Genomic DNA, 18478 nt, shown 5'->3' on the forward strand with positions numbered 1-18478 from the left:
TTTCGGGAGTGGTTTGTTTTAAATTCAAGAATTAGCCCATATATTCGCGCGCACGCACGCGCGCGTACTGGTGAAGAAATTATTTATTTTCTATGCTGCCCAATTTCTCAAAACGATTAGATAGCATTGATTGTAATTTAAATCGGCGTTCTTCAAAGTCGTGAATATCGCTATCTAGTAACATCTCATTTGCCCGTTCTAGATATTCCAATCGTTCAAGCTGGTTTGCATTTAGGTGTTCCCGCACATCGCCTTGAATATTTCGCTCGGCTTTGAATTGTTTCACGCTCTGCTTTAATACAATGCCTGTTAGCATATTGATTTCGTTGATATAGTGATTTCTTGCGGTTAGCTTGCCTTGCCGTGCTCTCATTCGTTCAAGGGCGTTATTCATTGATTTAAACGGGGATTTCGCTAGTTCTCGGCTTTGTTTCCAGCGGGCTAATTCTTGTTGATGAATATCCGGTGCTATTTCACTTAATCGTTTTTCACAGGCGATAAAATAACGCCTTGCTCGTTTACCTTGATGGGTTTTATCCACCATAGAAATTTCTTTTGCCATATCAAGCGAGATTTTGTACTCAATGGGCTTACGTCCTCGTTCATTTTTTTTACTCAAATTTGAGTAAAATAAATTAGGTGATTTTGATTTTTTGCTTGATAGATTTATCACGCAAAAATCTTCATTTTCGATAAAGCCATATTCATCAACCAAACGTTTAAACCAATCATTAAAACGGGTTTTATTTTCTAAAAATCCGTGTAAAGTTCTTGCGTCAACGTGATAGGTCGTGATGCCTTTGTAGGTGGTTTCCTCAATGGGTAAAAGTGCGGTGATTTCGGTTTTAGTGTTCATCTGTCATTTCTCCTTGCCGTTGTTCCATTCGTTTTAGCTGTTTTTTCAAGGCGTAAAGCTGGGTTTCTAAGGTTTCATGCTCTCGGCCCAATTTTCGCCACGGCTCTAATTCACTCTCTAAGCTGTGTATTTTGAGTTTTATTACGTCCACCACCTCATCTAAGGGATAAGGCTCAAAGTCGCTGTATAGGCTTAAAAACGTGAATATCGTTGATGATTTTCGGTAGTGGTCGATTGCTTGTTTCAGCAGTAAATCATTGTGTTTTGCAATGGTGCATTTCATTTTTTATCCTTAAAAAGTCAGCTTTTATTGGGGGATCTTCCTTAAAAAAACGTTGATTTGCGGATCGTTTTGGTATCAATTACGGATCGCTTCTTGGGGTTTTCTTAGTGTTTTCAGAGTGGATCTTTATTTACCTTTTCCCCCGTAAAGCACGCCGCATTTTCTTACTCACTCGGCTTAGTAACTGTTGGTGTAATGCCTTAATCTCTGCCAGTGGGTCATAGTGTTGTGAGCGTTCATTTTGAAAAAACTTTCGCGCCTCATCAGTCATTAAATCCGTTCTTACTGTGGGTTTTCTGTAACGTGGCAATCTTTCCCGACGTGATAGCATTTCTGCCTTCTCAAACTCGATTAAAGCCTGTGTGCGGTAGTCGTTAAACAATTCACTGGCTTTGGCTCGTAACGTGTGAGGTTTCATTCTTGCCGCACGCTCTTCACCTAAAACCGACTTTAAAGCGTGAGTAGCATTGCCAATTCGTGCATAGGTTTTCGCAAAGTCTTTCCGTATGGCTTGCCCGTAACTCATTGCCCTAAACCCCTCTTAACTGCTCTTGAGCAATTTCAATCAGGCGATCTACATTGCCTAAGTGCCGGTGGATAGTTGCCCACATTTCCTTGTCTGTAATGTCGCTTTTTAGCGGTGCGCCTTTCGCCATATTGTCGGCAATGGAAATAATCCGTTCTAAATATTCCCTCGCTTGTTGCAATGTTGGTTTTTCTTGGCTGTCATTTTCTTGAGTGCTGTTTACTTGTTCGGTCATTTGGTTAAATCTCCCTTAACGTCCACCAACGGCAAATAAACTAATTCACCTCGTTTTTTATTGCTGGTGGTCAGTCTTTCAAATTCTTGGCGTAAGGTTTGAATATCCATTAAGGCAAGATTTGCCATCTCATTAATCAGGTCAAACACTTCATTCGGCTGCATCGGTGTTTTTGTGCCGTCAGGGTTAAGAGTTGATGCCTTGCCGGTAACGGCTGAACTTGAAAATGCCTCAATACGGCCAATCATCTCTTCAATGCCCGCCAGTGTTGCACTGTGTTGTTTTTTCTCTTGGGTTGGTGTCATTGCATTGTTCATTGTGAAAATCGCTCTATGCTCGTTAAATTAAGGATTTTGATTAGCCTTTAATGGCTAAAATAAAATTGGCTAAATTGGGTAATTGCCACAAAATCAAAGCGACAAATCCGCCTGCGCCTAACATCAATAAAAAGCACTTAATCCCGCTTGAAATGTTTTCCCCGTATTTATCCGCTCCTTGTTCGCTCATGCTTCCTCCTATGCTGATTTGTGTAAATAGATTGCTCACAAATGGAAATCTGATAGAATTTCGTCGTTGTTCCGCTTTTGGCGGTGTGATTAGCCCTGAATCTTGGCTTGGTGTGATTCGGGGCTTTTTGTTTTGTCTCATTCGTGAAACTTCCCCTCTTTTTGGCTCACTTCGTTTTCGTGTAATACATAAACGCCTACTCGGTGAGTTAATCCACTTGAATCGGTTTCATCTCGGTAGAAGGTATCAATCACATAGCCTTTATCCCGTAGTTCCTTGATTCGTGCCGGAGGGTAATAAATCCCTTTGGCTCTTAATTCGTGGGTGCTATGTTCTTTCTTGCGTAAACACTGCAGAATAAAAAGCCGTTGTTCGTGGGTATCTGTCGTATTGATGGCTTCCATAATGCCGCCTTATGGTCGATTCTCGGCCAGCTTTGCAATGTAAGCGTTAATCTCGCTTTCAAGGTAGCCAACGGAATTTACGCCTAATTGAATTTTCTTCGGGAAGTCAGGGCGATAACGCTTAGATTTTGGGTTCTGCCAGTCGGAAAAAGTGGATTTACTCACGCCAAAACGATTAATCGCTGCATTTCGTCTGATAATGCTGTCTTGTTGATGGGCGGTCTCTGGCATTGAGGTTTTCATTGGCATTGTGTTTTCTCCATAAATGATAGTGATTAAGAATTGATAAGCCTGCTTTGGCTTTCCTTGTGTCGGTGGGGATTGTAGAAAAGTGGAAATATTGAATCATCGCAACGAAAAAGATATTTTCGCTGCGAAAAAATAGGATTGATTTGGAAGGATTTTTCGGAAATAAAAAAACGCCCTAGGTGGGCGTTAGTGATTTATGGAGTTAGCCGTTTATTAGCATTAGAGAAATATTCTTCTATTGTGCGTTGCTCTAAGCCTTGAGCTGTTCTGTTTTCGGTTTGTCGTTGCTCTAAAATGTCTCTTATGATTTCTCCTTGTGTCCATTTTTTAGCTTTTGATTTGACTGTTTGCAATACTTCTCCAAGTAAATAGAGTGCATTATCTAAATTTAATTTGCTATTAGGATCGGCTGCCAGTGCTTTATATTTATTTGATAGCTCTGCGTATAGATTACGACCTCGCTCTAACCGTTCTTCAGCATCTTGTTGGCTTAGTTTAGCCTGTTGTAGCTGAATAGATAAAGATTGCATTGCTAAATCTTGATCTCTGATTCGGCTTTCTTTATTTGCTAACTCTGTTTTAATTTCATTTAATTTGGCTTGTAAATTGGTATTTTCAGCTAAATACTTTTGATACTCTTTGTTCATTCGTTCATATTCAGCTGAATCAATAACGGGCTTTAATTCTTCATTGTGAAAAATGGTTTTAGGGCGATCATTTGGGTAATTTTCAGAAATAAATTTTTTTAAATCAGAAATCCAAAAGTGCCTACGACTATAAGCGACATGATCAATTTTTTCTTCTTTAGTTGTAGGGTCTATGTATTTTTCGCCACCATCTCCATGTTCTCTTACCGCCCTTAGTTCACCATTATTTACTACTCTATTTAATATCCTAGTCTTTTTTTCAAGACAGGGGATATATGGATGTCTATAAATACTTTGAGAAATATTTGTTAATAATTCTGTTTCCCCCGCTAAATCTTCAAATTTAACTCCACACCATAACAAAGCCGCTTCTGGCAGAGGAATAACCTCATAATCAATAATAGAACATTCTGGGAGTGAATTATAATATTGTTGGGTTTTAGCCATCTTTTAACGCCCCTATGCGTACCCTATTCAGTGAGAACACGGCAAAGAACAAATAGGGTTATTCTCTTTCAGTGTGGGTAATTAAGCCACTCCTAGCCGTGTAAATTGGTTTGGATTTCGTAAGACTGTAAAAGTCTCTATTGGAATAGATTATAACCTGTTATTATATCCAGTCAAAAGAAAAAGTGCGGTGAAATTTGACCGCACTTTATTTCAGATTTAAACAACCATTTGCAAATGATGTTTAGGTAATGCACCTTGAGAACATTCCTCAATAAAATCGCCCCATACTTGCAACAATTTGAATCGTTGCTCTAATCGTTCGCCACGGTCATAAGCGGCTTTTATCCGGTCTGATTTCATGTGTGATAACGCCACCTCGATTAATTCGCTATCATAACCTTGCTCATTAAGGTAAGTGCTGGCAATGGAGCGTAAACCGTGCGCCACCAGCTTACCGGCATAGCCCATTCGTTTAATAGCCGCATTTGCTGTTTGCGTGTTTACGTGGGTTTGAGGATTTTTCACACTGGGGAATAGATAAGTTTTGCCACTGCTCAATTTCTTGATTTCCCGTAATATGGCGAGGGCTTGGCGTGACAGGGTTATTTTATGAATGCGCCCCTTGTCGTTTTCTTTAATGCCTTTTTGAATGTAAATCGTCCACAGTCTTGTGGTTTCGTCAATGTCCTCATAGCGTGCTGTTGCCGCCTCATTTGGGCGTGTCATGGTGAGAAGTTGCCACAGGATTAAATAACGTGTCTGTAAGTGAATTTGAGCGTGATTTAAGGTGTAAATAAACTCGCTCAAGTCTTCCGGCTTGATAGTTTTGAAATGTTCAACAGTGGGACTATCAAATTCTTTTGAGATATTGGCGGTAGGGTTCACCGATATAATGTCACGGTGTAGGGCGTAGGTCATTATTTCGTTGTGTTTTTGAATCGTGCGCTTGAGTTTCTCTAATTTGCCCTCGTCTTGATATTGCTTAAAGGCTTTTAAGGCTAAAGGGGCGGTAATTTGAGAAATAGGCAAGTGTCCAAAGTGGGGGAGTAGATTCCGCTTAATGAGGCTTTCTATGTCTTTTTGATAATCAAGCGAAAAGTTCTTTTTTGTTTTTCGATATTCGAACCACGCCCAAGCAACCGATTCATAGGTATTGATTAATTCTTTGTGTTTGATTTCTTCTTGCTGTTGGTGGTGAATTTGCGGATCGATACCTTGAGAAAGCAAAGCCCTTAATTCTTCCCGTTTTTCCCTTGCTTGTGATAGTGAAACATCGGGATATTTTCCCAATCCAATTAAAGCCCGTTTTTTGGTTAGCGGTTTGTAGTAATTAAACCGCCATAGTTTCGCACCGGTTGATTTAATCAATAAATAAAGCCCCAATCCATCAGACAAAGTGTAATCTTTATCTTTAGGCTTGGATTTGTCTATCTCTGTGTTCGTGAGTGGTTTAGTTATACGTGCCAAAATAACCGCCTTTTCTGCGTATAACTAACAAAAAATCTAATCAGCAATAAAGCCTTAAATATCAAGCCTTCGTGAGTTTTTAGTTATACGTGATTTGTTGATTGGTGAGCAGTATAACTAAACGTATAACTAAAACTCAAGGATTTAGTAGTATCTCGTTGGCTCGCATTGGACAATAAAAAAAGCCTTGAAGTGAGTGTTTTCAAGGCTTTATCGGTTCTTGTTGGATTGTGTTGGATTTCAATTTGGTGGAGCTGGCGGGAGTTGAACCCGCGTCCGAAATCACTCTACCTTCAGTACTACACGTTTAGTCGGTCTTTAGTTTCACTTAAGCATGCGGACAGACACGCTAAACTTAAGCCAGTTTGATTCAATTTAATGCTTCGATCCTCAAACGGCGGCTTCCACACGATCTCGTTTTGGTTTGACTCCGCGTTATCCCCGTCTTACGAGCGGAAGTTGGGGCGCGAAGGCTAAATGCAGGTTATTAAGCTGCTAAAGCGTATTGTTCGTCGTTTGCGACTATTTTTTGCGGTTTATTTACGAGGCCTACCGCACCTCGACGTGCACCTTGGGCTTTGCTAATCCCGTCGAATCCAGAATCAGCCCCAAATTGGGCGTAAGTTTATCAAAAAAAGATGCGAAGTAAAAGAATCTATTCATAAAGCTTTTTTATTGGGTTAGAATTCGCCCACTTTTTATTGAAAGGAAAAATAGAATGAAAAATTTGACATCTCTTGTTATTGCTTCGATGAGTGCATTATTTTTAGCGATAAATGCTTCTGCTCTTCCTACTAAAAAAGAGGAGGTAAAAGTTGCTACCAAAAAAGAAAGTGTGGCTGAAATGAAGTCTGTTTCACAAGCCGCCTCAATTCATATTGAGAATCGTCAATTAACTGTTGATAATAACGGTCAGGCGTTAGCTGTATTTAAATATGTGGTGACAAATATTGGTAATAAACCCATTTCAGCTATTCAATGGCTCAATGCTTATGTGAGCAAACGTGAAGTGATTCATAATCAAGATATGAAACTGGATCTTACATCACCATTAATGCCGGGGCATTCATTATCAATTAATTTACAAATTCCTTTTGTGCAGATTCAAGAAAAATTCAGACCGATTTTTATGGATTCTCAATCTAGAATTGATGTTTACCCAATTGATCGGATTATTCGTTTTAGTGATAAAAAAGAACTTCACGAACGTTAATCATTTCCTCCTAGCTTAAGCCTGCCAATGTGTAGGCTTATTTTACATGTATAGTTGAACAGTGGTTTTCTTCCCGTTATACTAAACACCTGTTTTTTAACCGCACTTTGATTTATGTTTTTCACTCGCAAAATTATTCATATTGATATGGATTGTTTTTATGCTTCGGTAGAGATTCGTGATAACCCTGCTTTGCGAGGAAAACCTGTTGCTGTTGGTGGAAGTTCCCGCCAGCGTGGTGTTTTAACAACATGTAATTATGAAGCGAGAAAATTTGGTTTACATAGCGCAATGCCAACCGCACAGGCAGTGAAAAAATGTCCGAATCTTATTCTTGTACCCGTCAATATGCCGTTATACAAACAGGTTTCATTGCAAATCCATCAAATTTTTCGCCGTTATACCAACATCATTGAACCTCTTTCATTGGATGAGGCCTATCTGGATGTGACGGATTGCGAAAAATGTTCAGGTTCCGCCACTTGGATTGCACAAGAAATTCGCCAAGCGATTTTTGACGAACTCAAATTGACGGCATCGGCAGGTATTGCTCCTCTTAAATTTCTTGCCAAAATTGCCTCTGATATGAATAAACCGAACGGACAATTTGTAATTAAACCGGACGAGATAGAGGAATTTGTTAAAACCTTGCCTTTAAAGAAAATCCCCGGTGTGGGAAAAATCACATCACAGCGTTTATTAGAAATGGGGCTTGAAACCTGTGCTGATGTTCAAAGATTAGATCAAACCGTATTACTCAATCAATTTGGCAAAATAGGTAAGCGGATTTGGGATTTTAGCCATGGCATTGATGAACGGGAAGTGCAACCTTATCGGGAACGTAAATCTGTGGGCGTAGAACGTACATTGGTAGAAAATATCCATCATTTGGAACAAGGAATTGTGTTGCTGGATAAACTTTACACCGAACTTATTCAGCGTGTTGAACGTAGTGTGCCAAATACACCATTATCTGCGTTTCGTAAAATAGGCGTAAAACTTAAATTTGAGGATTTTCAAGTGACCACCTTAGAAAAAACAGGGTTGTCACTGTCATTATCGGGGTTTCAGCAATTATTAGGGCAAATTTGGCAACGTAGTAATGGAAGAACGGTGCGGTTAATTGGATTACACGTTAATTTACCTGAGGAAAATAAACAGGAGCAAATGAGCCTTTGGTGATATAATCTCGGCACTTTGAATACCATTGATGAGAGAACTATGGAACATAAATTAGAAGATATTATTGACATTTTTAATCAATGCTTTGAACAGGAATACAACACGCGCCTTGTAAAAGGCGGGGAAGAACCTATTTACATTCCGGCAAATGAAAGTGTCCCCTATAACGCCATTTATTTTGCACGAGGTTTCTACAGTAGTGCATTGCACGAAATTGCCCATTGGCTGGTTGCCGGCAAAGAACGCCGTAAATTGGAAGATTTCGGCTATTGGTATGAGCCGGACGGCCGCTCGGAAGCGCGTCAGCGTGATTTTGAAAAAGTTGAAGTAAAGCCGCAGGCATTGGAATGGATTTTGGCAACCGCCGCTGGTTTTCGCTATTTTGCCAGTGCGGATAATCTTAATGGTAATCCCGGTGATACCCAACCTTTTAAACAAGCCGTGTATGAACAGGTAAAAGGTTATGCGGAAAGAGGCTTACCGAAACGGGCGGAGACCTTACGAAAAGCCTTAGCGGATTTTTATGGCACGGAAGATCGTATTGATTTGAGTAAATTTGATGTGACGCGTATTTAAAAGTGCGGTTGGTTTTATACGATTATTTATGGCTTCGCCACTGTTAGCAAAAAAAACAACGTTCAAAAAATGTGTTTTTTGTGACCGCACTTCCACATTGTCAATTTCCCCTAAAATCAGCTAGAATACGCGGATTTTATGATAGGTCCGAAATATAAAAGAAGATGAAAGAATCCATTATTGTAAAACTTGAAAGTTTAAAAGAACGTTATGAAGAGTTAGAAGCGTTGCTAGGTGACGCTTCTGTTATTAGTGATCAGGATAAATTCCGTGCCTATTCCAAAGAATATGCACAACTTGAAGATGTGGTGAAATGTTTTCATCGCTGGACACAGCTTAATAACAACATTGAAGAAGCGGAAATGTTGTTAGATGATCCGGAAATGAAAGAAATGGCACAAATGGAAATTGAAGAATCCAAAACAGAAATTGAAGAAGTGGAACAGCAACTTCAAATCCTTTTATTGCCAAAAGATCCGAATGATGAATACAACTGCTATTTGGAAATTCGTGCCGGAACCGGTGGGGATGAAGCGGGAATTTTTGCCGGTGATTTATTCCGTATGTACAGCCGCTATGCGGAAAGTAAACGTTGGTGTGTAGAAATGTTGAGTGCGAATGAAAGTGAGCAGGGCGGCTATAAAGAAGTGATTGTAAAAGTGAGCGGTGATGGCGTATATGGTCAGTTAAAATTTGAATCCGGCGGTCATCGTGTACAACGCGTGCCAAAAACCGAATCTCAAGGTCGTATTCATACTTCTGCTTGTACTGTGGCGGTTATGCCGGAATTACCGGAATCGGAAATGCCGGAAATTAATCCTGCTGATTTACGCATTGATACTTATCGTTCGTCCGGTGCAGGTGGTCAGCACGTTAATACGACAGATTCCGCGGTGCGTATCACCCATATTCCAACGGGGATAGTGGTAGAATGTCAAGATGAACGTTCACAGCATAAAAATAAAGCCAAAGCCATGTCGGTGCTTGCCTCACGCATTGTCCAAGCGGAGCAAGAACGCCAAGCGGCAGAACAAACGGATATGCGCCGTAATTTATTAGGTTCAGGCGATCGTTCCGATAAAATTCGTACTTATAACTATCCGCAAGGTCGCGTTACCGATCATCGCATCAATTTAACGATTTATCGTTTAGATGAGGTGATGAATGGTAAAATTGATGAACTGATTCAGCCGATTATCACCGAATATCAAGCGGACCAATTGGCGGCATTATCTGAAACAAATTAACGAGTAGGGCATCTGATCTCAGATGCTCTTTTTTACTTTTAGGGAGCAATAAAATGTTAGTTGAAAATCCAAAGGATCAAAAAGTGCAAGATGCGGAATTTTCTTCATTTTTCCAAACTTCACAGCCGGTGTTGGCGAGCCGTTTTAAACGCTGGCTTGCCAGTATGATTAACGGCGTGATTTTATGGGTTGTATTAACGATCGGCTTTATATTTGGAGACTTTACCGGATTTCTTTCTATCTTGTTGTATTTAGGTTTACAGATCTATTTTATGAAAACTTACGGTCAGACAATGGCAAAACGTTGGCTGGGATTACGTGTTTTTGATTATCAAACCCAACAGCCGATAGCGTTTGGCAAATATATTGGGCGTGAGCTGATTGATCAATTGCTTGCATGGACAAGTTTTTTAATCCTTATCAGTGGAATTGTCGCGCTTATACGTGATGATCGTCGCTCTTTAACCGATTTAGTGATTGGTACTGTAGTGGTTCAAGACAAAAAATAATGAATTATCGACAATGGTTGAAACAAGCCTCGGAAGCCTTAAATCAAGCCAATCCTGATGAAAACGGCAAAACTGATGCCTTGGTGTTATTACAATTTGCCACCGGAAAATCCCGTACACAAATTTTAGCTTTTGATGAAACGGAGATTGATGAAAAAGTGCGGTCAAATTTAACCGCACTTTTGGCTCGTCGTTTAAAGGGGGAGCCCATTGCCTATATTTTAGGTGAAAAAGAATTTTGGTCATTATCATTAAATGTTTCTAAAAGCACCTTAATCCCTCGTCCTGACACAGAAATTTTAGTGGAGAAAGCCTTGATGATAGCGAAGGAAAAACTCCAGAAAAATCCACCGTACTTTGCTATATTGGATCTCGGCACGGGAACGGGAGCGATTGCTTTAGCGTTGGCATCAGAATTAATGCCAATTTGTGAAAAACAGCAGACCGAATTAAAAATTATTGGGGTGGATTTGATCCCGAATGCGGTGGAATTGGCAAAATCCAATGCGGAAAAAAATCAACTCAATGTTGCTTTTTTCCAAAGTCAATGGTTTGAAAATGTAGAGGGGAAGTATGATTTGATTGTCAGCAATCCTCCTTATATTGATGAAAAAGATGAACATTTAAATCAAGGTGATATACGCTTTGAACCGCTTTCTGCTTTGGTTGCTTCCGAACAAGGTTATGGGGATTTGCAACATATTATCAAACTCGCACCTGCTTATTTAAAAAATAGCGGAGCATTGTTAGTGGAACATGGTTGGCAACAAGGTGAAAAAGTGCGGTCAATTTTCGTTGAAAATCATTGGGAAAACATTGCAACCTTGCGGGATTATGGCGACACTGAGCGAGTGACATACGGTTTTTGGGACAATTATGAAGTATTATAAACGAGCGTTATACGATAAATTTGTGAGCTTTTATCATATTATTTCCGAGAATGAAGGGAACACTGAAGCACAGTTACGCGCTAAAATGGGACATTTGGTACGTAAAGCGCGTAGTGAAATTTCACCGGATTGGGCGGTAGAAGATCGTATTCATCATTTATTACAATTGGTCTATGGTGACTGGGGTTTTCATTGTGATCCTGAACATTATTTTTATGCTCGAAATCTCTATTTACCCTATGTCTTAGAATATCGTGAGGGCATGCCGGTGAGCCTTGGGGCAATTATCTTATACCTTGCGGAAGCCTTAGATTTACCGATCTATCCTGTCAATTTCCCAACGCAATTAATTTTGCGTGCTGAAGTGGATGAGCAAGTGGCATTTATCGATCCTTGGAATGGAAACTACATTTCTCAAGAAAAATTACAGCAGCTTTATGAAGGAGCTTTTGGATTTGGTGCAAAGATCCAATCTGAGGAACTTGATCGTGCAGATATTCAACAGCTTTTTTCTCGCTTTGAACAGCTTGCCAAAAATGCCCTCATTCGTGAAGAACATAATGATATGGCGTTTCGTTATATTGAATCATTAGTTCATCAATCTGATGATCCCCATAATATCCGCGATCGTGGTTTAGTATTGGCTCAGATGGGGGCATATTCCCAAGCATTGAAAGATCTAGAGTATTTTGTCGATAAATGTTCGCAAGATCCCACTGCCGCATTGATTCGGGTACAACTATTAGAACTCAAAGGCGAGATTGATAAAGATCGCCAAGTTATTCATTAAGAAGGAAAACTTATGCAAAATAAATTAGTAAAAATTGGTCATATTGAGTTGGCAAACGACAAACCTTTTGTTCTTTTTGGCGGAATGAATGTACTTGAAAGCCGTGATATGGCGATGCAAGTGTGTGAGACCTATGTGAAAGTGACAGAAAAACTCAATGTGCCTTATGTGTTTAAAGCCTCTTTTGACAAAGCCAATCGTTCATCTATTCATTCATACCGAGGGCCGGGTATGGAAGAAGGTTTAAAAATTTTCCAAGAATTGAAAGCCACATTCGGTGTAAAAATTATCACGGATGTACATGAAATTTACCAATGTCAGCCTGTGGCAGATGTCGTGGATGTGATTCAACTTCCGGCATTTTTAGCCCGTCAAACGGATCTGGTGGAAGCAATGGCTCGAACAGGTGCCGTGATTAATGTAAAAAAACCACAGTTTTTAAGCCCGGGGCAAATGGGGAATATTGTGGAAAAAATCGAAGAGTGCGGTAATGATAAAGTGATTCTTTGTGATCGTGGGACAAATTTTGGCTATGATAATTTAATCGTCGATATGCTTGGTTTTAGTGTGATGAAAAAAGTGTCAAAAGGTAGCCCGGTGATCTTTGATGTGACCCATTCACTGCAATGTCGTGATCCGTTTGGGGCAGCATCAGGTGGTCGCCGTGAGCAAGTGACGGAGCTTGCCCGTTCAGGTTTAGCAGTGGGCATTGCCGGTTTATTTTTAGAAGCACATCCAAATCCGAATCACGCCAAATGTGATGGGCCGTCAGCCTTACCATTGTCAGCTTTGGAAGGTTTTGTTTCACAAATGAAAGCCATTGACGATTTAGTTAAATCTTTCCCTGAATTGGATACGTCAATTTAATAGCGAAGTGCGGTTAAAAATAGGAAGGTTTTTCTGGATTATTTGTAGGGACACACTGCGTGTGTCCGCTATAAAATATGTGATAATTGGACACACGCAGTCATTTCATTGAAATAACTGTTTTGTGTATTCACTATATAATACCGAAATTTTGATCGCGCTTTTTTAAATAAAAAAGGAGAACATAATGCAAATCGTATTTTTAGATAGTACCGCTATTCCAAAACATATTCCTATTCCTCGTCCAAGTTTTGAGCATGAATGGATTGAATACCCTCATACCTCTGCTGATCAAACTATTGAACGGGCGAAAAATGCAGATATTGTGATTACCAGTAAAGTCATTTTTGATCGTAAAACGCTTGAACAGCTCCCAAAACTTAAACTTATTGCAATTACTGCAACAGGTACTAATAACATTGACTTAATTGCAGCAAAAGAATTAGGGGTTGAAGTCAAAAATGTGACAGGCTACTCCAGTGTCACCGTCCCCGAACACGTAATGGGGTTGATTTTCTCCTTAAAACACAGTCTTGCCGGTTGGTTGCGTGATCAAACTTCTGCCAAATGGGGGGAAAGCCAACAGTTTTGTTACTTCGATTATCCGATTACCGATGTGCGGGGTTCTACCCTTGGTATCGTAGGAAAGGGGTGTTTAGGTTCTGAAGTCGGGCGTTTGGCTAAAGCATTGGGAATGAATGTGCTTTACGCAGAGCATAAAGATGCGACAACTTGCCGTGAGGGATATACGCCTTTTAATGAGGTATTAAAGCAAGCGGATATATTGACTTTACATTGTCCATTGACTCAAACAACTGAAAATTTAATCAATGCGGAAACCCTGTCACAAATGAAAAACGGGGCATTCTTAATCAATACAGGACGTGGGCCTTTAGTGGATGAAATCGCCTTATTAAACGCATTAACAAGTGGGCATTTGGGGGGGGCTGCCTTAGATGTGATGATTAAAGAACCACCGGAAAAAGACAATCCGTTGATACTTGCGGCAAAAACCATGCCAAACTTAATTATTACCCCACACATTGCGTGGGCAAGTGATAGTGCGGTGACGACATTAGTGAAAAAAGTGACGCAAAATATGGAAGATTTTGTCGCACAATTAAACCAAAAGTAATATGAATTTACCCATTTCTCTTTATATTGCCTTACGTTATTGGCGAGCGAAAAGTGCGGATCGTTTTGGGCGATTAGTGACGAGCCTCGCCAGCTTGGGCATTGTTTTAGGTGTGATGGCACTGATTATCGTACTTTCGGTGATGAATGGGCTGGAGGGGTATCAAAAGCAACAAGTGCTTTCCTCCATTCCACATGCCATTATTAGTCAAGAGCAACCAATTTCCACAAAAAAACCGTTAGAAAATCTACCGCACTTTGTGCAAAAAGCCGTACCGATTAACACCACAAAAGTGATTTATCAAACAACTAAAGGCGTGAGTGCGGGGCAGGTGATTGGTGTACAATCCTTTTCTGATGATCCTTTATTGGAAGGCCAAGATCGTATTCCTTTTGAAACCTTATTGCCCACAGGTGAATTTAAATTGATAATTGGCAATCAATTGGCTCAAAAACTTGGTGTCAATGTCGGTGATAAAATCCGCTTAATGATTACGGAAAATAGCCAATACACCCCCTTTGGGCGTGTGCCGATGCAGCGTTTGTTTACTGTGAGTGATATTTACTTTGATTATAGCGAAGCATCTGGTTACGAAGCCTTTGCCAATTTATCGGATATTGGGCGATTAATGCGTATTCAACCGGAACAGGCACAGGGCTATCGTTTGTTCTTGACCGATCCTTTTTTAATTACTGAATTACCCGCTTATTTCCCTCAGCAACAAATCACCGATTGGCGTGTACAAAAAGGCGAATTTTTCCAAGCTGTGCGTATGGAAAAAAATATGATGGGGCTATTGATTAGCCTGATTATCGTGGTTGCCATTTCTAATATCGTCACCTCTTTGAGTCTCATGGTGGTGGACAAACAAGGGGAAATCGCTATTTTGCAAACCCAAGGGCTGACGAAATCACAAGTACGTTCAGTGTTTATTTACCAAGGCTTGCTCGTGGGGTTGGTCGGTACGTTGATTGGGGCAATATTGGGCATATTGATTACCCTAAACTTGACAACGATCATAAGTGCGGTCAATCCAAACAGTGTTTTTTTGCCTACTGAACTAGGAGCTTGGCAAATTTGCTTTGTTATTGCGTTCTCTCTTTTATTATCTTTATTATCCACTATTTATCCTGCTTATCGTGCGGCAAAAACAGAGCCGGCGGAAGCATTGCGTTATGAGTAAAGTATGAGTCAATATTTATTACAGTGTGAAAATATCAGTAAATTTTATCAAGAAGGTGATAACCAAACTCAAGTCCTAAAAGGGGTGTCTTTTGCCATGAAACCGAATGAATTGGTAGCAGTTGTCGGCAGTTCAGGTTCCGGAAAAAGTACGCTTTTACATACTTTAGGCGGTTTAGATCAGCCAAGTAGTGGGGAAGTGTTTATTAAAGGTCAATCACTGCAAAAAGCCTCGGAATCAGAATTAGCGAAATTGAGAAATCAGAATTTGGGTTTTGTGTATCAATTTCATCATTTGATGGCAGATTTTTCAGCCCTTGAAAATGTGATGATGCCAATGTTGATTGGTCGTCAAAATAAAACAGAAGCGAAAGACCGTGCAGAAAAAATGCTCAATGCAGTGGGATTAAGCCATCGTATTTCTCATCGCCCGTCAGCGCTTTCAGGTGGTGAACGCCAGCGTGTTGCCATTGCCCGTGCCTTGGTAAATCATCCAGCTTTAGTGTTGGCAGACGAACCGACGGGAAATTTAGATCATAAAACAACGGAAAGCATTTTCGAGTTAATTCAAACCTTGAATCAGGAACAAAGTATCGCTTTTTTACTCGTTACCCATGATATGGGGTTAGCTGAAAAATTATCCCGCCGTCTTACGATGCAAGATGGGGTATTAAGGGAAGACGTAGAATGAACACTCCGTTTTTTATTAGCTGGCGTTATCAGCGTGGTAAGCAGAAAAATCCTTTGGTGGCATTGATTGCCAAATTCTCAGCAATTGGCATTGCTTTGGGCGTAGCTGTGCTGATTGTTGGTTTAAGTGCCATGAATGGCTTTGAACGGGAATTAAATCAACGTATCTTAGCTGTGGTTCCTCATGCTGAAATTATGGTGAATGAAAATGCTCATGAGAAAACGATTAATCATTGGCAAAATCTCTCAGCACGTTTAAAAACAAATGAAAAAATAACCGCACTTTCCCCTTTTGTCAGTTTTACGGCATTGGTTGAGAACGGCAGTAAACTGAAAGTGGTACAGGTAAAAGGCTTGGATAAAACCACACAAGATCAGGTGAGCTCACTCGGAAAGTTTGTCGAGGGGAATGGCTGGCAACAGTTTGACAAAGAAGGCGGGTTGGTACTCGGTTTTGGTATCGCAAAAGAGTTGGAGGTCAAAGAAGGGGATTGGGTTTCCCTACTGATTTCACAAGCCAATGAAGAAGAATTATCCCAGCCTTATCGTGAACGTGTTCAAGTGACAGGTATTTTGCGTTTAGACGGTCAGCTTGATCACAGTTATGCCTTACTTTCACTTCCACAAGCGCAAGAATTATTGGGTTATCGAGCAGACCAAATTACCGGCGTAGAGCTTAAAGTTGCCGATCCTTTTAAGGTTCAAGCTCTTAACTATTCTGAGTTGAGCGATTATCCACAGTTGCTTTATGTACAAAATTGGATTGCTAAATTTGGCTATATGTATCGTGATATCCAGCTTATTCGTACCGTGATGTATATTGCCATGGTGCTTGTGATCGGGGTTGCCTGTTTCAATATTGTTTCCACCTTGATGATGGCGGTAAAAGATAAGCAAGGCGATATTGCTATTATGCGTACATTAGGTGCAAATAATGGGTTTATTAAACGTATTTTTATCTGGTACGGCTTGCAAGCAGGAATGAAAGGGTGTTTAATAGGTATCGTTCTTGGCGTGATTTTGGCGTTGAATTTAACTTCGCTTATTCAAGGCTTAGAATATTTACTCGGAAAGAAATTGCTATCGGACGGCATTTATTTTGTCGATTTTCTTCCTAGCGAGCTTCATTGGCAAGATGTTTTGTTAGTTTTAGTGGCAGCGTTAGTCTTAAGTCTCTTGGCGAGCCTTTATCCGGCAAGTCGAGCAGCCAAACTTCAACCGGCTCGGGTGTTGAGCAGCCATTAAACAATATTGGAACTTTTACAATGAACTAGTTTACTAGTACAGAAAATAAGTGTAGAGTATTTGCAATTTTCAAACACAATACTTAAAAAATATAAGAGAGTGATGTATGACAAAAGAAAAAATTAAAATCGTCGTCGCAAATGATGATACACGTATCGAAAAGATTGATCAGGTTTTACCGCCTATCGCCCTATTAGAAAAATTCCCCGCTAGCGAAGAAGCGGCGGCACTCGTTAAACAAACCCGCCAAGAAACACATAATATTATTCATGGTAAAGATGATCGATTATTAGTGATTATCGGTCCATGCTCCATTCATGATCCTAAAGCGGCGCTTGAATATGCCAATCGTTTAAAACCCCTACGTGAAAAATATAAAGACAGCCTAGAAATTATTATGCGTGTTTATTTTGAAAAACCACGCACCACAGTAGGTTGGAAAGGATTGATCAATGACCCTTACTTAAATGATACTTATCGTTTGAATGATGGTTTACGCATTGCCCGTAAATTACTCTCTGATATTAATAATCTTGGTGTACCGTCTGCCGGTGAATTTTTAGATATGATTACACCACAATATGTTGCGGATTTTATGAGCTGGGGGGCGATTGGTGCACGTACTACTGAATCGCAGGTTCACCGTGAATTAGCTTCCGGTTTATCTTGCGCTGTTGGTTTCAAAAATGCGACGAATGGTGGGGTAAAAGTGGCATTAGATGCGGTTGGTTCTGCAGAAGCACCCCATAATTTCTTATCGGTCACTAAATTTGGCCATTCAGCCATTGTTTCTACCAAAGGTAATGAAGATTGCCACATTATTTTACGTGGTGGGGATAAAGGGCCAAATTACAGTGCCGAAGATGTGGCAAAAGTCTGCGCAGAAATTGAAAAAACCGGTCGTGTTCCGCATGTTATGGTAGATTTTAGTCATGCCAATAGCAGTAAACAATTCAAAAAACAAATGGACGTTTGTGAAGATGTCAGCAAACAAATCGCCAGCGGTTCAAAACAAATCTTTGGAGTGATGGTAGAAAGCCACTTAGTTGAAGGTCGCCAAGATTTAGTCAATGGCAAAGCCGCTACTTACGGACAAAGCATCACCGATGCTTGTATCGGTTGGGAAGATACGGAGATCTTACTCAAGCAGCTGTCTGATGCGGTGATTGCACGTCGCAACGTCAACGCATAGTTTTAAGTTTTAGTTTCATTTTAGTGTATAGGGGGCGAGTTTTTCGCCCTTTTTTCTTATTGAGTGGTTAATTCATCGCAATGCGAATTCAATGGTCTCTAATGTGTTTTATCAAAGTATTTATTGCGTTAAAAGT

23 protein-coding genes and 1 other RNA gene are annotated in these 18478 nt (G+C 40.2%); 13 read left to right on the forward strand and 11 right to left on the reverse strand.

The features are described from left to right. Positions 1-79: 79 nt before the first annotated feature. The 11 genes from BKK54_RS04870 to ssrA form a co-directional block, all read right to left on the reverse strand. Positions 80-856, reverse strand: a complete 777-nt coding sequence (locus BKK54_RS04870; RefSeq protein ID WP_077542000.1) for an antA/AntB antirepressor family protein — start codon at positions 854-856, stop codon at positions 80-82. Beyond that, positions 846-1139 carry a hypothetical protein gene (locus tag BKK54_RS04875; RefSeq protein WP_077542001.1) on the reverse strand — a complete coding sequence of 98 codons (294 nt, stop codon included), beginning with the start codon at positions 1137-1139 and terminating at the stop codon, positions 846-848. The genes BKK54_RS04870 and BKK54_RS04875 overlap by 11 nt, the downstream gene beginning before the upstream one ends. A 130-nt stretch (positions 1140-1269) precedes the next feature. Further along, positions 1270-1665 carry a hypothetical protein gene (locus tag BKK54_RS04880; protein ID WP_077542002.1) on the reverse strand — a complete coding sequence of 132 codons (396 nt, stop codon included), beginning with the start codon at positions 1663-1665 and terminating at the stop codon, positions 1270-1272. Between the two features lie 4 nt (positions 1666-1669). After that, entirely contained in the window at positions 1670-1900 is a 231-nt protein-coding gene (locus tag BKK54_RS04885; RefSeq protein ID WP_077542003.1) for a hypothetical protein, read from the reverse strand. Further along, on the reverse strand, positions 1897-2217 hold the full coding sequence (locus BKK54_RS04890; RefSeq protein ID WP_158074619.1) for a hypothetical protein: 321 nt from the start codon (positions 2215-2217) through the stop codon (positions 1897-1899). The genes BKK54_RS04885 and BKK54_RS04890 overlap by 4 nt, the downstream gene beginning before the upstream one ends. A 40-nt stretch (positions 2218-2257) precedes the next feature. Next, on the reverse strand, positions 2258-2407 hold the full coding sequence (locus tag BKK54_RS11835; RefSeq protein ID WP_167366614.1) for a hypothetical protein: 150 nt from the start codon (positions 2405-2407) through the stop codon (positions 2258-2260). A 137-nt stretch (positions 2408-2544) separates the two neighbouring features. Next, positions 2545-2811, reverse strand: a complete 267-nt coding sequence (locus BKK54_RS04900) for a helix-turn-helix domain-containing protein (protein ID WP_077542006.1) — start codon at positions 2809-2811, stop codon at positions 2545-2547. 9 nt (positions 2812-2820) lie between these two features. Beyond that, the gene (locus BKK54_RS04905) at positions 2821-3060 is read right to left on the reverse strand and encodes a helix-turn-helix transcriptional regulator (protein ID WP_244151997.1); all 240 of its coding nucleotides are present in this window, start codon (positions 3058-3060) and stop codon (positions 2821-2823) included. Between the two features lie 194 nt (positions 3061-3254). Then, positions 3255-4154 (reverse strand): hypothetical protein, encoded by a 900-nt coding sequence (locus BKK54_RS04910; RefSeq protein ID WP_077425367.1) that lies wholly within the window; start codon positions 4152-4154, stop codon positions 3255-3257. 219 nt (positions 4155-4373) lie between these two features. Further along, the gene (locus tag BKK54_RS04915) at positions 4374-5624 is read right to left on the reverse strand and encodes an integrase arm-type DNA-binding domain-containing protein (protein ID WP_077542007.1); all 1251 of its coding nucleotides are present in this window, start codon (positions 5622-5624) and stop codon (positions 4374-4376) included. Between the two features lie 246 nt (positions 5625-5870). Continuing rightward, positions 5871-6234, reverse strand: a transfer-messenger RNA (tmRNA) gene (gene ssrA / locus BKK54_RS04920). 108 nt (positions 6235-6342) lie between these two features. Between ssrA and BKK54_RS04925 the strand changes: the two genes are divergently transcribed. The 13 genes from BKK54_RS04925 to aroG all read left to right on the forward strand — a co-directional run bounded on the left by BKK54_RS04925 (position 6343) and on the right by aroG (position 18342). After that, positions 6343-6837 carry a hypothetical protein gene (locus tag BKK54_RS04925; RefSeq protein WP_077542008.1) on the forward strand — a complete coding sequence of 165 codons (495 nt, stop codon included), beginning with the start codon at positions 6343-6345 and terminating at the stop codon, positions 6835-6837. A gap of 114 nt (positions 6838-6951) precedes the next feature. Further along, positions 6952-8019: a DNA polymerase IV gene (gene dinB / locus BKK54_RS04930; protein WP_077542009.1), complete on the forward strand. Its 1068-nt coding sequence runs from the start codon at positions 6952-6954 to the stop codon at positions 8017-8019. Positions 8020-8058: 39 nt separating this feature from the next. Continuing rightward, positions 8059-8595 carry an elongation factor P hydroxylase gene (locus BKK54_RS04935; RefSeq protein WP_077542010.1) on the forward strand — a complete coding sequence of 179 codons (537 nt, stop codon included), beginning with the start codon at positions 8059-8061 and terminating at the stop codon, positions 8593-8595. 164 nt (positions 8596-8759) lie between these two features. Further along, positions 8760-9842 carry a peptide chain release factor 1 gene (prfA, locus tag BKK54_RS04940; protein WP_077542011.1) on the forward strand — a complete coding sequence of 361 codons (1083 nt, stop codon included), beginning with the start codon at positions 8760-8762 and terminating at the stop codon, positions 9840-9842. 53 nt (positions 9843-9895) lie between these two features. Further along, the gene (locus BKK54_RS04945; RefSeq protein ID WP_077542012.1) at positions 9896-10351 is read left to right on the forward strand and encodes an RDD family protein; all 456 of its coding nucleotides are present in this window, start codon (positions 9896-9898) and stop codon (positions 10349-10351) included. After that, a complete protein-coding gene (gene prmC / locus BKK54_RS04950) occupies positions 10351-11241 on the forward strand; it encodes a peptide chain release factor N(5)-glutamine methyltransferase (RefSeq protein ID WP_077542013.1) in 891 nt (296 codons plus the stop codon). The genes BKK54_RS04945 and prmC overlap by 1 nt, the downstream gene beginning before the upstream one ends. After that, on the forward strand, positions 11228-12031 hold the full coding sequence (locus BKK54_RS04955; RefSeq protein ID WP_077542014.1) for a SirB1 family protein: 804 nt from the start codon (positions 11228-11230) through the stop codon (positions 12029-12031). The genes prmC and BKK54_RS04955 overlap by 14 nt, the downstream gene beginning before the upstream one ends. A 12-nt stretch (positions 12032-12043) precedes the next feature. Continuing rightward, positions 12044-12898 (forward strand): 3-deoxy-8-phosphooctulonate synthase, encoded by an 855-nt coding sequence (gene kdsA / locus BKK54_RS04960; RefSeq protein ID WP_077542015.1) that lies wholly within the window; start codon positions 12044-12046, stop codon positions 12896-12898. 187 nt (positions 12899-13085) lie between these two features. Then, complete coding sequence (locus tag BKK54_RS04965; protein ID WP_077542016.1) at positions 13086-14033, forward strand: 2-hydroxyacid dehydrogenase; 948 nt, start codon at positions 13086-13088, stop codon at positions 14031-14033. A 1-nt stretch (position 14034) separates the two neighbouring features. Beyond that, entirely contained in the window at positions 14035-15216 is a 1182-nt protein-coding gene (locus tag BKK54_RS04970; RefSeq protein WP_077542017.1) for a lipoprotein-releasing ABC transporter permease subunit, read from the forward strand. A gap of 3 nt (positions 15217-15219) precedes the next feature. Further along, positions 15220-15906 (forward strand): lipoprotein-releasing ABC transporter ATP-binding protein LolD, encoded by a 687-nt coding sequence (gene lolD / locus BKK54_RS04975; protein WP_077542018.1) that lies wholly within the window; start codon positions 15220-15222, stop codon positions 15904-15906. Next, positions 15903-17150, forward strand: coding sequence for a lipoprotein-releasing ABC transporter permease subunit LolE (gene lolE, locus BKK54_RS04980; RefSeq protein WP_077542019.1), 1248 nt, complete (start codon positions 15903-15905; stop codon positions 17148-17150). Before lolD ends, lolE begins: the two co-directional genes overlap by 4 nt. Positions 17151-17256: 106 nt before the next feature. Then, positions 17257-18342: a 3-deoxy-7-phosphoheptulonate synthase AroG gene (aroG, locus tag BKK54_RS04985; protein ID WP_077542020.1), complete on the forward strand. Its 1086-nt coding sequence runs from the start codon at positions 17257-17259 to the stop codon at positions 18340-18342. Positions 18343-18478: the final 136 nt, after the last annotated feature.

Origin of the sequence: Rodentibacter genomosp. 1 (assembly GCF_001999285.1) — a bacterium.
Lineage (GTDB): Bacteria > Pseudomonadota > Gammaproteobacteria > Enterobacterales > Pasteurellaceae > Rodentibacter.